Raw genomic sequence first — 18,377 nt, forward strand, 5'->3', positions numbered from 1 at the left:
CACTGAAAAGGGACTTCAACTAAGCGCATTTTTTGAAAAGAGTAGTTTCCATACTTCTTATCCTGCTGCTTGCCATTTTTTTATTGGTTGGGGTAGCGCTGTTCGTTCTGCTGACCCCTACCGGCCAGGAGTTCCTGACCGCGCAGGTAAACCGTTACCTGGCAAACAAGCTCAATACCCGGGTAGAGATAGGGCAGGTCAGGTTGCAATGGCCGACGCAAGCCGGCATTGACCATATTTATATCGAAGACCTTAAAGGGGATACGCTGGTAGCCGCGATGAAATTGCAGGCCGGGATTGATATGTGGGGACTGCTGAGAGGAAAGATTGCACTTGATGAAGTTGTGCTTGAAAATGCGCGTGTAAAAGTATACAGGCGTGCACCGCAACAAGACTTTAATTATCAGTTTATTGTGAACGCCTTCGCCTCCCAGGACACGGTGCCGGACTCCGCGGCATCTCCGCTTGACATGAGTTGGGACAAAGCCACGCTGAAAGCCGTTCATCTTAGCTATTATGATGATGCCGCAGGCATTGATACTGATCTGAATATCCAGGATGCCGGCGTAGGGTTCAGCGCGTTTAATCCTTCCTTTTCCCGGTACCACCCGACCGACATCCGGTTGGAGCGGGCGGCCTTGAAAGTAAATCTCTTTACGGGAACAGACCCGGTTTCGCCGGCCGAAACACCTTCAGCCTCATCGTCTGATACACTCGACCTGAAATTTGGAAAGATCGATTTCCGTGATATTACCGTGACTTACGACGATGCGGCCGGCGGAATGAAAGGCGCCTTTTCTTTTCCGAAGCTCCTTGCTTCGGTTGATCATGTTTACCTTGACGGGCAGCGGGTGGCGGTGAAAGAATTGACGTTGGAAGGGTCGAAGAATGTGGTTGCTTTTGAGAAAACGGAGCAACCCAAGATGGCAGCCGGGCAGGAGCCATCGGAGCCGGACAAAGGCTGGACGGTGACCCTGGGCAGGCTGAACCTGGACCGGAATGATGTTCAGTTTGATGACGCGAATTCGGTCCCGCAAAAAACGGGTGTGGACTTTTCGCACCTTCAGCTGACCGACCTGGGCGGCCGGCTCACTGGTTTTGTCTACTCGCAGGACAGTACGGCCGGTAAACTGGAAAGCTTGGTATTTGCCGATAAAAGCGGTTTCCAGGTGAATAAAGCAGCTGCCGAGTTTGCCTACACAAGCAGGCAGGCTTATTTAAAGGAGCTTTTGTTTGAAACGCCGAATAGTACAATTGGTGATCACGTGCAGCTGGATTACGCCAGCCTGTCGGAGCTTACCGGTAATCCCGCGAATGTGCGCATCGATATGAACCTGGTCAATTCACGACTGGGATTTAAAGACCTGTTGCTGCTCGCGCCGGATCTCGCCAAAACACAGCCTTTTGATACCCGGCCGACCGGCTTCGTCCAGGGGAGCGCAAAACTGTCCGGGAAAATCGGGGATTTGCAAATCCGTGACGCGCTCTTTACGATGCCGGAAGCAACGCGGATGCGCATTTCAGGAGGAATTACCGGCTTGCCTGATACAGGGAAGCTGGGGTTGAACCTGACGGTCGACGAAATTACCACCCGTCAACAAGATCTTCTTACCCTTATTCCGAAAGGAACTCTCCCTGATTCGATCAGCCTGCCGGAGACCATGACCTTAAAAGGGAAAGTAGAAGGAAGTCTCCAAGCCCTAAAGGTGGATGCCCATCTCGAGACTGATAGGGGAAATATACAGTTGGCCGGAGATTTTCTTAATATCACAGACTCCCTCAAGGCCACTTACAACGGTACGCTTTCAATGGAGAGTGTGGACGTTGGTAAGATCCTGATGAAACCTGCGGCTCAGCTTGGGAAGGTTTCCCTGACAGCCGACTTTTCCGGAACCGGCCTCACCGCTACGCAATCGGACGCCAGGCTCCAGGGGGTAGTGGCGCAGGCGGAAGTAATGGGTTACAATTATACCAATTTGAAGCTTGAGGGTAATGTCAAGGACGGACTGGCCGGCTTTAAGGCTGCAATGGACGACCCTAACGCAGCAGTGACGTTGAACGGAACCTCCGACCTGAACCTTGATTTTCCTTCGGTGAACCTGGAAGCAGGCGTGAAAAACCTTGACCTGTTCCAGCTCAAGCTGTATTCCGACAGCGTCTCGGTTGCCGGGAATTTCAAAATAGACCTTGCTTCAACCAACCCCGACAATCCGCTGGGAACCATCGTGGGCAGTAATGTGGCATTAAAGAAAAATTCTCAACAAACCCCTGTTGGAGATCTCCGGTTGCAGCTTCAAAGTGAAGGTGCGCAGAAATCGTTGAAGCTTGAGAGCGCCTTTGCCGATGCAACGCTGCAGGGTGTTTTCGATTACACAGCTCTGGGTGACATTATTGCCGGCGAAATAGATCGCTATTTCCAGGTCACCGATACCCTGGTGCCGGTCAGCAGCCGCCCTTACAACCTTGACCTGAAGGCATCGGTGAACATGCACGATGCGCTCCGTGTTTTCGCACCGGCATTGACCAAAATGGAGAGGGTGGATTTCACTGCGCGATTGACGAACACCGTCGACACTACCCTGCGATTGGAAGCCGCCGCCCCGCTGATCACTTATGATTCGACCAACGTCGAAGGGCTGGTGTTAAAAGCCTACGGAGATGGTCAGAAACTTGTTTATAATGGAAATATCAACGAAGTCCTTTCAGGTAGTTTCCGGGTCAGAAATTTCAATCTGAACGGAAATGTAGCCGATAATGTGGCTGTTTCGAAATTGACGGTCAAGGATTCGCTCGGAAAGGATCAGCATACCCTGGGCGCGAAAATCCGCAAAGAGGGTGAGAATATGGTGATCGGTTTACAAAACCGGGTTCTCTTTAATTACAGACCCTGGCGGACTGATACCTCGGGCTACGTTAGCTATGGAAAAGACGGTGTGCTGGTTAAGAATTTTACCCTGTTCAGAAACCGTTCCAGGGAACGGCTGGTGATTAATTCGGTGGGGGATAATGGAAGCGGCGCGCCCTACCCGAATGGTCCTATCCGCATTACGGCCGATAGCGTGGCCATTGGCCCGCTTGTAGAGCTGTTTACCCGCGACGCAAAGTTGGCTAGCGGTCGTCTCGACGGTGATATCAACGTCCGCGATTACATGGGCGAAGCCCCGGTGTTCAAGGGCGACGTATCAGTAGAAGAGCTCAGGTTGATGGAAGTGGCGATGGGTGACTTTAACCTGAGCGCAAAGAGTGACCGATCCGACCGGATTGACCTGCTCATGACCCTCAGGGGAGAAAATAATGACCTGAGCCTGTCCGGGATTTATGCTTCGGGGGCCAGGAACCCGTTTGACCTCACCTTTGATATGAAGCGATTGGATGCGAAGCTTATCGAAGCTTTTTCAGGGGGGGAGCTGAGGAACGGAGGCGGTAACCTGGCAGGGAGCCTTACCATCAAGGGAAATACGGAGAACCCCGCGCTGAACGGGCAGGTAGCGCTGAACGAACTTGCATTTCATGTGAAGCAGATGGGAGCGAGGTATACCTTCGAAAATGGGGAAATCAAGTTTGATGCACCATTGATGAAGCTTTCGAACCTGACCATATTGGACAGCCTTGGCCAGAAGCTGGTGGTAAATGGAAATGTTTCGCTTGACCGGATTCCGGATGTGGGGTACAACCTGACGGTTTCGTCGGATCGCTTTATGCTGCTCAATGCCAGCAGAAAAGACAATGAACTGGTATATGGGAAGGTTTTTGCCGGTACGCGGTTGTCTGTTAAAGGTAGAGGATCGGAAAGTATTGTCGATGGGTCGGTAAAGATCCAGGATGGCAGCAATGCAACCCTTATCCTGCCGGATGAGGATGCAGGATTAGACCGGGGGGATGGCGTCGTGGAATTTGTGAAGCGCAAGGAAGAGGAAACCGCGGAGGAGGCAGGCAAAGAAACCGGTGTGGTGGTGGATTTTGCATCTGAGCTCTCGCTTAATATTGAAACTGACCCGACTGCGGAGTTTACCATCGTGCTCGACGAAATGAACGGCGACCATTTGAAGGTACGCGGGAACGCCCGGTTGAATACGGGGCTGGCGCCCAATGGCCAGCTTTACCTGTTGGGCTCGTACGAGGTAGAAGAGGGGGCTTACGAACTCACCCTGGAAATCCTGAAAAAGCAATTCGACATACGGAAGGGAAGCCAGTTGATCTGGTCGGGTGACCCCATGCAGGCCGAGTTGGATATCACCGCGGTTTACGGGGTTTTAGCCGACCCGTCGGCTTTCAGCCCGACCAATTATGCGTACGGGAAAATTCCTTTCAACGTGCTGCTCCGGATCTCGGGTAACCTGAGCAATCCGCGGATTGCCTTTGACCTGGAAGTAGACGCGAAGGCAGGCAGCGCCATTAAAAATAAGATAGATGATGAGCAAATCCTGACCGCATTCCGGAACGATGCTTCCGAAATGAACAAACAGGTTTTTGGATTGCTGCTTCTTAACAAGTTCATGGCAGAGACGTCGAACGTTTCGTTCGGAGGGTTTAGCGCGGAGGCAATCGCGAGGCAAAGCGTGAGTAAAATGTTAAGTGATCAGCTTAATAACCTGGCTGCTGATTTGATCAAAGGGGTACAGCTTGATTTCAACCTGAATTCTACTACCGGTACGGCCGGTGCACGGACCGACCTCAACGTAGGCCTTACCAAAGGTTTTTTGAATGACCGGATAACCGTCTCGGTAGGCCGGAATTTTGAATTGGAGAACAGCGGGCAGTCTGCCCAGTCCTCGGAGATTTTTGACAATATTGCGGTAAACTACCGCGTTACCCGGGACGGCAGATACGTAGTAAGGGCCTACCGGAAGAACCAGTTCCAGACTGTTCTGGAAGGTTTTATTGTTGAAACCGGGGTCAGTTTTATTGTCACGCTGGACTATGACAAAGTGAAAGAGTTTTTCAGATAAGCAGCACAACAGCAGTTCGGAAAGTGAATTTTTTTAAACGATACGGGATATTGATCTGGTGCCTTGCAGGGCTTATGACCGGCTGCAATATATCGCGTCATATTCCGGAAGGGGAGGTAATGCTCGTCGGGAATACGCTCAGGGTAAAGACCGATACCGCTGTCCGCGTAAACCCTCACAGCGGTCTGGAGACCGAGCTGGAAGGACTGCTACGGCCTGTAGCCAATCGTACGCTATTTAAATTTCCGTATCGCGTATGGTTGTATTACCTGATGGGGGAACCCAAAAAAGAGCGTGGTTTCCGGCAGTGGTTTAGGAGTAAACTGGGCGAGCCGCCGGTGCTAATGACAGCCCGCGCACTGGAATTGAACAAGCAGGCTTTAGAGGGGTACCTGCATAACGAAGGTTACTTCAGGTCCGAGGCTTCCGGCGAAATCGTGGCGGTAAAAGAACGTTGGGTAAAGGGAAATTACCAGGCTTATGTTCGTCCGAGGTATACAATCGACTCGATGAATTTCAGGCCTACAGGCGTTGCCGAATTCGATTCCGCTTTTCTGGAGTCGGCAAAGGCATCCTACCTTCAGCCGGGCCTTCCGTACCGCCTGTCGGTGATCGAATCCGAACGCCTGCGCATCGACCAGTATCTGAAAACAAAGGGGTTCTATTTTTTTAGCCCGGAGCACCTGATTATTAAAGTGGATTCTGCCCTGGGCGCCCACCAGGTAGCGATGTCGGTAGAGTTGAAGCCGGATGTGGCGCAGACTGCGCTCAAGACCTACTATGTGGCCAGTGTAAAAGTGTTCACTGATTATCAGGGCGCGAGTTCTGATTCTTTGGAGAATTTCCATAGAATGAAGAATGGAAACCTCTTGTACGACCCGCACCGTTTGTTCAGGCCGCGCGTGTTTGAAGAAACGATCGGCTTCCGGCCCGGCAGCAGGTACAACAGCGAAATACAGAATATTACCCTTTCCCGGATTGTCAACCTGAAGAACTTTAAATTTGTCAGGAATAAATTTGAGCTGGTTCCGCGCTCTGATTCGGCTATGCTTGATGTGGTGTACCAGCTAAGCCCGCTGAAAAGAAAATCAATGCGGGGCGAATTCAGCGGCCTGACCAAATCGAATAACCTTGGCGGTATACAGGGAAATGTGTCGTGGAATCACCGTAATATTTTCCGGGGAGCAGAGCAGCTGCGTATCAGCGCCGATGCCGGGCTCGACTGGCAGCTGGGAGGTGGGAAAGCAGTGGCCGGCTCGAATTTTTTCAGATATAAATTTGAAACCGAGTTGTCTTTTCCGCGTTTCATTGTGCCTTTCTGGCATCATAACCCGGAGATAGACCAGACACTGCCGCGCACCTCGCTTTTGCTTAGTTATGAAAACCTGGTACAAGCCGGCTTGTATACGCTTAATTCTATAAGAGGGCAGTGGGGCTACACCTGGCAGCTTCACAGAACTACGCACTCACTTTCTCCGTTTGGGGTCAACGTGGTTCGGCCACGAAATATCAGCGAGGCTTTCACCGAGCTTATCTTCGATAGCCCCAATGAATTTGATATCGACCGGTACATGCGTATCCTTGAAAACCGGTTGTTGCTTGAATCGTCCTATTCTATCAGCTATAATCCTGTGCAGAATCCCTACAGCAGGCACCAGATGATGCTGAGCGGGGGGCTGAACCTGGTGGGGAACCTTGCCGGTCTATTGGTGAAAAGTAAATCGGAGGGTGGGAAACAGCTGTTCGACATACCTTTTGAGCAGTTTACGCGGGTAGATGCGGAAGCTAAACACTATTATACCATTACACCTAACATCAAATGGGCCAATCGATTTGTGGCCGGGGTTGGGATACCGTACGGCAACTCGCGCGCACTGCCGCAATTCAAACAGTACTTTGTGGGCGGAAGCACCGGGATCAGGGCTTTCCAGGCGCGAACCATAGGCCCCGGAGCTTACTATGCCGATTCAGTAACCCGCGCAATTTTCCGTAACACGCAATTTGGAGATATAAAACTCGAATTCAACACAGAGCTCCGGATGAAGATGACTTCGCTTTTCCACGGCGCTGTTTTTGTCGATGCCGGAAACGTATGGAATTACCGTGAATTGGCTGAATATGGCAAAAACTCGGTATTCAGAAAAGATTTTTACAAGCAGCTGGCCATTGGCGGCGGGGTAGGCTTGCGTCTTGATTTCACCTACCTGGTCCTGCGCCTTGACCTCGCTACCCCTTTCCGAAAGCCTTGGTACAAATACGAGGATGAGCCGCGAAACCCCTGGGTATTCAAAGAAATTGATTTCGGAAGCAAATCCTGGCGCAAGGAAAACCTGGTACTCAACATTGCCGTGGCTTATCCTTTCTAACTTTAACCGCAGAGAACGCGAAGTTCACAGAGCTTTTTTTAATTGTCTCCGTGCTCATTGTGCACATTGTGGTTTTATTAACCGCGGAGAACGCGAAGTGCACAGAGCTTTTTTTAATTGTCTCCGTGCTCATTGTGCACATTGTGGTTTTATTAACCGCAGAGAACGCGAAGTTCACAGAGCTTTTTTTAATTGTCTCCGTGCTCATTGTGCACTTTGTGGTTTTATTAACCGCAGAGAACGCGAAGTTCACAGAGCTTTTTTTAATTGTCTCCGTGCTCGTTGTGCACTTTGTGATTTTATTAACCACAGAGTGCGCAATGAACACAAAGTTTTTCGTGTACTTCGTGGCTTTCCAGAAAATTGCCTATGCATTTTCTTTCGTATTCTGACGCCTGCGCTTTAATTTGGTTTGCTCTACCGGGTGATACAAGAGGGGTACTTCTTCAACTGAAACGCTGGTTTTATCAAGGCCGAATGCATTCTCGTCGCTCTGGGCCCATCGCTTGAAAAAGAAATAAGAATTCAGGATAAACCCCTCACGGAAAGAAAATTCATTTTCGATCGACAAATATTTTTCTATCACTACAAAGCGATAATCCAGGCCCGGGTTGTATTTGGTAGAGCCATTGTGCTTCAAATGCAGGTTCAACTCTTTTTTGCTGATCAAATCGTCAATGATGTGCCTGAAATAGACCTCTGTCCGCGGCTGAATCCTAAATCCGATATTGACGACTATTTTGATAATCTTATCGTCGACCAATTCTGAAACCTCATAATCAAGTGTATACGGATGGTTGGTCCGGTTGATGTGGAAAAACCAGTATACATCTGCCCGTTTAGGTTTTTTTGCGAAAATGGAATCGATGGTAATTTCTTCGATCTGATCCCTGCGGTCGGCCTTGGTCAGGTAAATAAGGTGGGTTGTAAATTTAGGGATGCTGGTGTCTTCGCTCAGTTCGACAATCTTTCCGGAATACTTTCCCAAATGTGCAAATTTGGTATACCGGTTATTGATTTTCCTGCCGAAATAGGACGCATACATGACAATGAAAAACAGGATTCCTACCAGCACGGTGATATAGCCGCCCTCCTGGAATTTGATCACGTTGGCTACGAAAAAAGAGAGTTCAATCGTGAGAAAAACGACCAGGGCTGTGGCAACCCAGGCTTTATGCCAGCGCAGTTTGTATCGCAGAAAATACGCCAGCAGGAAGGTGGTCATCAGCATGGCTACGGTTATGGCCAGACCATATGCAGCTTCCATTCTGGCTGAATCGCGGAAGTGAAGGATGACCAGGAGACACCCGGCCCATAGAATGACGTTTACACTGGGAATATAGATCTGACCTTTTTCGTCGGTAGGCTGTTTGACGGCAACACGCTGCCAGAAGTTGAGGTTGATAGCCTCGTTTACCAAAGTAAATGATCCGCTGATCAGGGCCTGCGAAGCAATGATAGCCGCAAAAGTAGCGATTACGATTCCCGGCAAAAGAAACCACTCGGGCATCATTTCGAAAAAGGGGTTTCTTCCTTCCAGGAAGCGGCTGTCCTGGTGCAGCAACCAGGCCGCCTGCCCCAGGTAGTTGACGACGAGGCAGATTTTTACATAAATCCAGGTGATGCGGATGTTTTTCCGGCCGCAGTGCCCAAGGTCTGAGTAGAGGGCCTCGGCTCCCGTAGTACACAGGAACACGGCTCCCAGTATCCAGAAACCTTGCGGGTACTGGGTAAGCAGCCGGTAGGCATAAAGAGGATTGAGGGCTTCTATGACACCGGGAAAACGGGAGATCTGGCTTAATCCGCTCACCAGCAGTACAAAAAACCAGACCGCCATTACCGGGCCGAAGGTTTTGCCTACCTTTTGCGATCCGAACCTCTGGAAGAAGAAAATGCCGGAAACGATCAGGATGACAATCGGAATATGGGAAATATGCCCCAGGCCGTCTATCATCGCCAGGCCCTCTATGGCAGAGGTTACCGTGACTGCCGGGGTAATGATGCCGTCGGCCATCAGCGCAGCTGCGCCGACCATGGTGGGCATGATCAGTTTGGGACCGTGTTTTCTGACCAGTGAATAAAGCGAGAAGATTCCCCCTTCTCCTTCGTTGTCCGCCTTGAGTGTTATCCAGACATATTTGATGGTCGTTTGCAGCACCAGGGTCCAGAAAACGCAGGAGACGCCGCCTAGTACGAGGTGGTCCGTTATTTCACGGGGACCTATAATCGCTTTAAATGTGTAGAGCGGACTCGTTCCGATGTCTCCGTAGATAATACCCAGCGCGATCAGTAAGCTGGAAATAGTGATTTTGCTGTCCGACAGTTTCTGATACTCCATTGCGAGAGATTAACTTGAACGGCAAAATTGTGGAAGAAACCGTAAGGGTGTTGTAAATAAGAAATCGGGAAGTATAAAGTTTTTATAAAAAAGTGGGGCCGGCCCACGGTCGTTTTTACAGGTGCTATGCTACTGAAAACGGTACCCGACACCACTTTCGGTCACGATGTGCCTGGGATGATTGGGGTCGGGTTCGATTTTTTTGCGTAGCTGTGCCACAAAAACACGTAGATACTGGGTTTCCGTCTGGTAGGCTACTCCCCAGATTTCTTTCAACAGGAAGTGGTGGGTGAGCACACGGCCTTCATTTTTTGCCAGCAGGGCGAGAAGGCTGTATTCGGTTGAAGTAAGCTTGATAATCTGTCCGCCCACTTTGACAGTGCGGGCGGCGAGGTCAATTTCCATATCGCCGGTTTCCACCACCATTACGGGGTCGGCCGTAGCTGAAAACCTGGTCGCAGAGCGTAGGCGCGCCATCAGTTCTCCTACCCGGAAAGGTTTTGTCAGGTAATCATTGGCGCCGTTGTCGAGTGCGGTAATAATGTCATCCTCGCTGTTTTGGACGGATAGTACAACAATCACCTTTCCGTACCATTCGCGGAGTTGCTTGAGAATCTCTTGCCCGTCGATGTCAGGTAGCCCCAGGTCAAGCAGGATAAAATCCGGCTGGTAGCTGGCCGCGAGCATAAGGCCCTCTTTACCGGTCGCGGCCATCCGTACGCAATATCCGGCGTTGGAGAGATTAATTTCCAGCAACTTGCGGATGGGGGGCTCGTCATCAACTATCAGGACGGAGGGTTTACTCATTTTTCAGACTGTTTAGATAAGACACATCGGCCGGTAGGGTAATTTCAAACTGAGCGCCCCCGGCCTTCAGGTTCCTGACACTTATTTTTCCTTCATGCGCCTCCACAAATCCTTTGGCGATGGACAAACCCAGCCCTGTGCCGCCAGTGCCGGAATGCGGCAAGCGGTAAAATTTCTCGAAAATATGGTGAAGATGCTGTTCCGGTATCCCGGTCCCGTTGTCACTGATGGTAATGGCGAGAAACCCGTCTTCATAACGGGCGTCGATCATTACGGTTGCCTGCTCCGGCGTATACCGCGCGGCGTTGTGTAAAATACTGTAGAGCGCCGTTTCGATCAGTCCTTCGTCAAGTTTGAGGAGCGGCAGTTTATCGTCCGGTTTAAAAATAAAGCGCTTGAGATGTTGAGCCGGAATCTTTCGGATGCAGCTGAAAATCATTTCGTTAACGTCAATCCAGTCGGTTTTTAGCCGAAAGTTGCCGGATTCGACCCGGCTCATATTGAGCAGGTTTTCCACCTGGTAGCTGAGCCTGTTTGCTGCCGTTTCCATTTCATTCAGCAACTCATTTTGCTGAGGTGCCGGAATCGGTATACCGGCATCTTTCAAGGTGTCGATAGCGCCGATGATGGTGGCAATAGGGGTTTTCAATTCGTGCGAGAGCGAATTCAGCAAGGTATTGTACAACCGGATGGTCTTTTCTTTTTCCTCCCGGTCCCGCGACTTTTTTGCCTGTTTTCTGACTCTGTTGGTAAGTACGGCGTGCACCACCGCTATGGAGATGTAGATAGAAAAAAGCAGCGCGCTTTCCGTGTCGTGTATTTTGTAGGTAAAGAGCGGCTCTACAAAAAAGAAATTCAGAATGAGCGCGCTCAGGAAGGCGGCTACCAGCACCGGAAAGATATCAAATACAACAGCAAGTGTGGATACAACGAGCATCAGCAGCAGGCCGACCGCCATGTTGTCAAGGTGCGCCTTGCTTAGCCAGGCCAGTACTGAAGAGATGATGACTGCCAGTACACTGATACCGAGTTGCCGGATCGTTTGCTGATGCTGAAACACAACTATTACCCTTTGGTTTTTTACAAAGGTAAGTAGTGTGCGGCACATCCTGTGTGACACATCAGCGCTTAATTAACCCGGAGAAGCGACTCGCTCCTCCGGGGACGCGCGATTGACCTACAGAGGAGGACACTAGTCAGGGTGGCAAATTACTAGTTGAATTAAGATCATTAAACGGGTCACGACCATATGGATAAACAGATGAACACTATCGCGAAAAAGGCGGAACCTTACTGAAAAAATGGCAAGCTGAAGTACAGTACTCGTATTGAAATCGTATAGCTATAGATATTGTGTATCACCTTTTCGGAAAATACTTATACAAATATAAGGATGAGAAAATGAATTTTATATTATTTTTTAAAGATTTTTTGGAATAAGCAGGCGATGTAACCTGCTGACCGGTCGACACCCCTTCAAAATTTCTTTCTCAAAAAAAGAGTATAGGCGTTCCGCATGCTCATCTTTAAGCACGAGCATGTACCGATAGCCATCCGACTATGTCTGCATTTCGTCGTTTTTCACCGGAGGAACTCGCCGCGATCCCATCTTTTCGTGGGTGGATCCTGTTTGATGACCCCGTCGATGGCGCCTTCTGGAAAGATTGGCTCGGGGAAAACCCCGATAAAAAGGAACTGGTTGATCAATCCATACAGCTTTTAAAAACCAGCGAATCCTTTTTTAACAATATTACAGAAGCGGAAGTAAGCCAAGAACTGGACCGCCTTTGCGCGGCAATCGGCGAGGAGTCACCGGCTTCGTTTTCCGGTAAGCCATTCAGGTGGTATTGGGCGGCCGCTGTTCTGCTGATTGGTGGTATGGTGGGTCTTTTCTGGCTTACTTATCCCCGGCTGCAAAGCAGCCCCGGTCGTATTGCCGGTGTTCATGCGGCCTCGGATTCATTTTTGATAGAAAGCAACAAGGGGTCGGCTCCTAAACTGCTGACGCTTGAAGATGGCAGTACGGTTCTTCTCCAGCCGGGCGGAACACTGCGTTACCCGGTACATTTCAGCCCGACAAAACGCGAGGTTTTCCTGCAAGGCGAAGCCTTTTTCAAGGTAACAAAAGATCCGGGCAAGCCTTTTTTTGCATATGCCGGCGACCTGGCCACGAAAGTGCTGGGTACGAGTTTCAATATTACAACTTCGGATAACGAAAAGAATGTAACTGTAGTGGTTAAAACCGGCAAGGTATCGGTCTTCCCGATCCTGACCGACGAACATTCCCGAAGCGAGAGGCAGCACCATCCGAAGGAAGGAATGGTGCTGACACCCAACCAGCAGATCGTTTACGAAGGCAACGAAGCCAAGCTGACACGCAGCCTGGTCGACCATCCGGAAATGCTGAGAAGTGAACCGGTGCTGCCGTCGCTCGCCTTCAAAAATGCCGGCGCGCCCGAGGTTTTCGAAGCGCTGGCACGCGCATACGGTGTTAATATTGTTTTCGACCGGGAAACGATGAAAAGCTGCCGGCTCACGGCAAAGTTTGACGACGAGCCGCTTTTTGAAAAAATGAACCTGATTTGCATGACACTCGGCGCCGACTTCGAACAGATGGACGGCACGATCATCGTCAGCAGCCAGGGATGCAACTGACATGCAACTAACACATTGCCTATGACGAAATAAGCCTGAACCTTTAACCAACTGAGCCCGGTACTGACCGGCACACCCTTTTCAATTTTCAGGATTTTTCGAACAGCCCTCCTGAAGGCTGACTGGAATTGTCATACCCGCTTTTAATCTTTTTTTTCCGAATAACCTTAACTACCTAAAGCTATGTCAAAAGAAAAACAGTACGGTCCTGAGATAGCGCGGATAATGCGATTGGTCTTGTACCAGGTCGTGTTGTGGACGGCTTTCGCCCCTGCCATACAGGCCGAACGCCTTCACGCGCAGCGGATCCTGGAGCAAAAAGTAACCTTGAACCTCTCTAACGTGGAAGTAGAAAAAGTGTTGGACAAGATCGAGGCGCAAACCCGCGTTAAATTTATGTACAACCCGCAGATCTTTTCGTCCCAGAAGCAAACGTTCCGGTTTCAGGACGAGGCTTTGTCTGAAGTGCTGCAGCGGGTGCTCGCGCCGCACAAAGTGGTGTATGAAGTGGTGAACGCGCGCATTATTCTCAGAAAGGACACGCCCGCCGCGCCGGCTGTTTCAACCGATGGCGCCCAATCGGCCAACCTCGAGAACCTGACCGGCAAGGTCACCGACGAAAGCGGTTCCGGCCTGCCGGGGGTAAGCGTGTTGCTCAAAGGCACACAAAAAGGAACAATCACCGATACCGAGGGGCGCTTTACGCTGGACATCACGGCGGCACAAAGAGCCGGCGGCATCCTGGTTTTTAGTTTCGTAGGCTTTACTTCGAAGGAAGTACCTGTCGGGAACGAGACCAGTTTTTCTATTCAGCTTACTCCGGAGTCCAAAGCGCTGAACGAAGTAGTCGTAACCGCTTTTGGTATGGAAAAGAAGCGGGAATCTCTTGTCTATTCAGTAACGGAGGTGAAAGGTGAAGAGTTTACACAGGCCAGGGAGGTAAATATTGCCAATGCGCTAACCGGGAAAATAGCCGGTGTGAATGCCACAAGTATGGCCAGCGGGCCGGGAAGCTCGAGCCGCGTGGTGATCAGGGGAAATGGCTCCCTGTCCGGTAACAACCAGCCGCTTTATGTCGTCAATGGTATGCCGATCAACAACCGTCCTACTACGGTTTTGGACCAGGCCCAGGGCGCTACCACCGACCTGGGGGACGGTATCTCGAGTATTAACCCCGACGATATAGAATCTATCAGCGTATTGAAAGGTGGCGCGGCCGCCGCCCTTTACGGAAGCCAGGCGGCCAACGGTGTAATCCTTATTACCACTAAGAAAGGAGCTAAAATTACCAAAGGTATCGGCATTGAGTTCAACTCGAATTTCACCGTCGGCACGATCAATATCTTCCCGGATTACCAGTATGAATTCGGCCAGGGAAGTCTGGGGGTACCGCCCAAAAACCAGGGTGAGGCCATCAGTACCGGCCGGCTTTCGTTTGGCAAGAGAATGAATCCCGACACGCTGGTCACGCAATTTGACGGCGTGGCGAGGCCCTATGCGCCGGTTCATGTGAAAGACAATATTCTCAATTTTTATCGTCCCAGCACCAACCTGGTCAATACCCTGTCTTTTGCCGGCGGCGGCGACCGGGTTACTTACCGGATGTCGTTGTCGGACCTGAACTCCAATTCAATCGTAAAAGGTTCGGGTTATAAAAGACAAACTGCTAACGTGGCTTTAAAGGCGCTCCTGAGCGAGAAACTGAGCTTCGATACCCAGATCCAGTACAACTACGAAGAGGGAACGAACCGTCCGGGAGTAGGGTACGTCGGAACCAACTCGGCCTGGGGCGTCTACCTGCTCGCCAATACGGTTGATATCCGGAGCCTTGCACCGGGTTACAACCCGGAAACAGGTCGAGAGGTTGAATGGCAGCACGTGAACCAGGCTACCAACCCGTATTTTGCAAGGGACCGGATGAAAAACAAGGACAACACCAACCGGGTGATTGCCCAGGGAAGCCTTACGTATAACATTACGCCGGACTTCTTTGTAAAAGGTGATTTCATGCGCGATTTCAGGAATTGGACAGAAGAAGACTCCTACCCGATCGGGACGGCCTTCCGGCCGCTGGGAACCTATCGCTCGCTCGATCAGGTGGCTACACGTTCCAATGCGCGTATTATTGCCAACTATAGCAAAACGTTTGCGGAAAGAATAGGTTTTACGGCCATGGCCGGTGGCAACTGGGAACGCGACATTATCAGGAGCAACTCCATTACCGGCGCGGAATTCATTATCCCGAACTGGATCAGTGCGGCCAACCTGAAAGTATCGGTGCCGGGGAAAGGATACAGTTCGCTTGGAACGAATTCTGTTTTTGCTTCGGCTGATCTTAACCTGGATGAAACCTATTTCCTGAGCCTGACGGGCCGCCAGGATAAATTCTCTACGCTTAATCCGGGGAACAACAAGATTTTTTACCCGTCGGTAGGGGGTAGTATTATCCTTTCCAAAGCCTTGAATTTGCCGCAGGCGATCAACTTTGCAAAGCTTCGGGGCTCATGGGCACAGGTGGGAAGCGCTACGGTAGCCGCTTACGCTATCAACCAGCTTTATGGGTTCAGAACGGGGGGGCACATGGGTACGCCTGTGCAAACGTCGTCGAGCGCGCTTTCCAACCCAAACCTGCGCCCGCTTACATCCACAACTTCCGAAATCGGGCTTGATGCGCAATTTTTTAACAACCGCATGGGGATCGACCTGACCTTTTACCAGAAAATCAATACCGACGACATCGTTTCCACCGGTATTGCACCATCGTCGGGGGCTACGTCCACACTGTTGAATGTGGGTAAGATCCGCAACCGGGGTATTGAATTGTTGCTGACTTTCAATCCGGTCAGGACCAACGATTTCTCCTGGAATGTGAGCTATAACATGGCCATTAACCAGAACCGGGTGATTACACTTGCCCCGGGCCAGGCCACGGGTTCTGCCAGTCTCCTTGGAAAAGACGCCAGCACGCGTTTCGGGCGTAGCTATATGTATGCGGAGGACGGGAGGCGGGTGTATAACAGCCTCAGCAGGTATGCCCAGCTCGGTCCGACCATCCCGCTTGGAATTGGCGTCCCGCCCTATACCATGGGCTTTGAAAACTCTTTCACCTGGAAAGGGTTCAACCTCAGCGCTTTGATCGACGGTAAGTTCGGTAATAAGTTCTTTTCACAAGCCAAGCAGTACATGTGGCGTTTCGGGTTGCTTAAAGAAACCCTGCCCGGACGCGACAATGGCCTTACTGTGACCGGAGTCGACGAAAAAGGAGCGGAGTTTTCGCAAACCTGGCCGGCAAGATTTATGTCAACTTATTACAACAACGACGGTGGGTATTCAACCAATTTCATGATAGACGGGAGCTTTGTCAAGCTTCGCAGCCTTGTTTTGGGTTACACCATTCCGGCGGTTCGCCTGCAGAACGTGAAGCTGACCGGTTTACAAATTTCGGTGGTAGCGCGGAACCTGGCGATCCTATACCGCAATTCCGATCATTTTGACCCGGAACAAGGTATTGACGCCAACGACAATACCCAGAATTTTGCGGGCGTGATGCTTCCCAAAACACGGGAAGTAGGGCTTAATCTCAGGCTGAGCTTTTAGAAACAGCATCTAACCATTCTATCAAATTGCAAACTTTGTTTCGATAAGCCGTATGGAAAAGAAACTATTCAAATATACAGGCGCCGCTCTGGTATCGGCGGTAATGCTTTCAGGCTGTAGCGACTTCAGCAAAAGCCTGACCGAACTCAATAAAAACCCGAACGCCTACGAGCAGGTGGTACCGGGCTATTTGTTTGCCAATTCGCAGCTGGTGGGTGTCGCTTATAATTTTACGGATGGAGCAGACGGTCAGCATTTTATACTTGCGCAGGCCATGCAACAGTTCGCGACACACAGTGAAGTGCGCGGTACCGGCGACAAATACTTTAACGAAAGTATGGCCCGCAGCCACTGGGCAATTTACAACGAGGCGTTGTTCGATAACGAGCGTGTAATCCGGGCGGTCCGGGATGATCCCCAGCAAGTGAACCTGCTGGCGGCGGCGAGGATCTGGAAGGTATACATGTTTCATATTGTAACCGACATTCACGGGGATGTGCCGTATACCGAAGCGTTAAAAAGTCTTGACGGCAATCTGAAGCCCAAATACGACCGGCAGGAGGATATTTATATTGACATGTTCAAGGAGCTGGAGGGGGCAATCGGCTCTTTTAACCCTTCTCTGCCTACCTACGGCCCCTCCGACCTGTTTTATGGCGGCGACATAAACAAATGGAAGAAATTCGGCTATTCGCTTATGCTGCGCCTGGGAATGAGACTGACGGAAGTACGACCTGACCTCGCCGAAACCTGGGTGAAAAAGGCGATCGACGGCGGACCGATTCTGAACGATGACGAAATTGCCCGTGTGCTCTACCAGGACGGACAGGTGCTGCATAGCAGGAATCCCAAGGCTACCGATCTGCTGATCCAGGATTACCAGAATCCTCAGAATGGCGTCAGCAATACACAAGGCGGTAAATATGCCAAGACCTTTATCGATCATCTGAAAGCAACAGGCGACCCAAGGCTGAATGTGATTTCAGTCGTTTGGGTGAAAGATCCGAAAGGGACCGGTTTTGTATACGATACCTCCACGGTTATTCAAAAAGGGATGCCCAACGGCGTGCTGTTCGGTGAACCCAGCGATTTTGGTACCTATTCAGAACCGCATCCGAATACCATTCTCAGTTATGCAAGTCCGGTGCTGACTTTCACCAATGCCGAAACTTACCTGCTGTTGGCTGAGGCCGCAATCAGGGGCTGGAATGCAAAGGGCGACGCCAAAACTTCCTATGAGAATGCAGTGCGGGCGGCTATGCGCCAGTGGGCATTGTTCGGGCCGGATGGCGTGATTTCATCTGCAAAAATTGAGGCTTATCTCAAGCGGAACCCATTCAGGGAGGCCGGTACTTTCCAGGAAAAACTGGAGCAGATCGGTACGCAGAAATGGGTCTCCCTTCTCCTGGATAATTATGAAATTTTCGCCAACTGGCGCCGGACGGATTATCCCAAACTGAAGCCTACCAACTATCCCGGCAACATTACGGGCGGCACCATTCCCCGTCGTATGATTATCCCGGATAGTGAGCTGATGCTGAACGAAGATAATTTTACCGAAGCGCTCAACCGCCAGAATGTGGGTAACCTCATGACCAGCACGGTATGGTGGGACCCCAAGTTTCCAAAGAAATAGTGACACCACGCGTCATTCCTCTCAAAAGC

General features: G+C 50.7%; 8 protein-coding genes. 5 read left to right on the plus strand and 3 right to left on the minus strand.

Features of this window, described 5'->3' with window-relative positions; genetic code table 11:
- The first annotated feature begins 32 nt into the window (after window positions 1–32).
- Both ABD852_RS18870 and tamL read left to right on the plus strand, forming a co-directional pair.
- Window positions 33–4,949, plus strand: a complete 4,917-nt coding sequence (locus ABD852_RS18870) for a translocation/assembly module TamB domain-containing protein (protein ID WP_345031729.1) — start codon at window positions 33–35, stop codon at window positions 4,947–4,949.
- Window positions 4,950–4,972: 23 nt separating this feature from the next.
- On the plus strand, window positions 4,973–7,315 hold the full coding sequence (tamL, locus tag ABD852_RS18875; RefSeq protein ID WP_345031730.1) for a translocation and assembly module lipoprotein TamL: 2,343 nt from the start codon (window positions 4,973–4,975) through the stop codon (window positions 7,313–7,315).
- A 367-nt stretch (window positions 7,316–7,682) separates the two neighbouring features.
- Here tamL and ABD852_RS18880 read toward each other — a convergent pair whose 3' ends face one another.
- The 3 genes from ABD852_RS18880 to ABD852_RS18890 all read right to left on the minus strand — a co-directional run bounded on the left by ABD852_RS18880 (window position 7,683) and on the right by ABD852_RS18890 (window position 11,520).
- Entirely contained in the window at window positions 7,683–9,653 is a 1,971-nt protein-coding gene (locus ABD852_RS18880) for a KUP/HAK/KT family potassium transporter (protein WP_345031732.1), read from the minus strand.
- Window positions 9,654–9,782: 129 nt separating this feature from the next.
- Complete coding sequence (locus ABD852_RS18885; protein WP_345031735.1) at window positions 9,783–10,460, minus strand: response regulator; 678 nt, start codon at window positions 10,458–10,460, stop codon at window positions 9,783–9,785.
- The gene (locus tag ABD852_RS18890; protein ID WP_345031738.1) at window positions 10,453–11,520 is read right to left on the minus strand and encodes a sensor histidine kinase; all 1,068 of its coding nucleotides are present in this window, start codon (window positions 11,518–11,520) and stop codon (window positions 10,453–10,455) included. Before ABD852_RS18890 ends, ABD852_RS18885 begins: the two co-directional genes overlap by 8 nt.
- 500 nt (window positions 11,521–12,020) lie before the next feature.
- Here ABD852_RS18890 and ABD852_RS18895 point away from each other — a divergent pair, with 500 nt between their 5' ends.
- From ABD852_RS18895 to ABD852_RS18905, 3 genes are all read left to right on the plus strand, one after another.
- Window positions 12,021–13,115 carry a FecR family protein gene (locus tag ABD852_RS18895; RefSeq protein WP_345031741.1) on the plus strand — a complete coding sequence of 365 codons (1,095 nt, stop codon included), beginning with the start codon at window positions 12,021–12,023 and terminating at the stop codon, window positions 13,113–13,115.
- A 183-nt stretch (window positions 13,116–13,298) separates the two neighbouring features.
- Window positions 13,299–16,712 (plus strand): SusC/RagA family TonB-linked outer membrane protein, encoded by a 3,414-nt coding sequence (locus ABD852_RS18900; protein WP_345031744.1) that lies wholly within the window; start codon window positions 13,299–13,301, stop codon window positions 16,710–16,712.
- 52 nt (window positions 16,713–16,764) lie between these two features.
- The gene (locus tag ABD852_RS18905; RefSeq protein WP_345031747.1) at window positions 16,765–18,348 is read left to right on the plus strand and encodes a SusD/RagB family nutrient-binding outer membrane lipoprotein; all 1,584 of its coding nucleotides are present in this window, start codon (window positions 16,765–16,767) and stop codon (window positions 18,346–18,348) included.
- Window positions 18,349–18,377 lie beyond the last annotated feature (29 nt).

It is taken from the genome of Ravibacter arvi (assembly GCF_039540405.1).
GTDB classification, from domain to species: domain Bacteria; phylum Bacteroidota; class Bacteroidia; order Cytophagales; family Spirosomataceae; genus Ravibacter; species Ravibacter arvi.

Coding starts and splice junctions, on each gene's coding strand:
- ABD852_RS18880 (WP_345031732.1), bottom strand. CDS start 9,653: ATGGAGTATCAGAAACTGTCGGACAGCAAAATCACTATTTCCAGCTTA.
- ABD852_RS18885 (WP_345031735.1), bottom strand. CDS start 10,460: ATGAGTAAACCCTCCGTCCTGATAGTTGATGACGAGCCCCCCATCCGC.
- ABD852_RS18895 (WP_345031741.1), top strand. CDS start 12,021: ATGTCTGCATTTCGTCGTTTTTCACCGGAGGAACTCGCCGCGATCCCA.
- ABD852_RS18900 (WP_345031744.1), top strand. CDS start 13,299: ATGTCAAAAGAAAAACAGTACGGTCCTGAGATAGCGCGGATAATGCGA.
- ABD852_RS18905 (WP_345031747.1), top strand. CDS start 16,765: ATGGAAAAGAAACTATTCAAATATACAGGCGCCGCTCTGGTATCGGCG.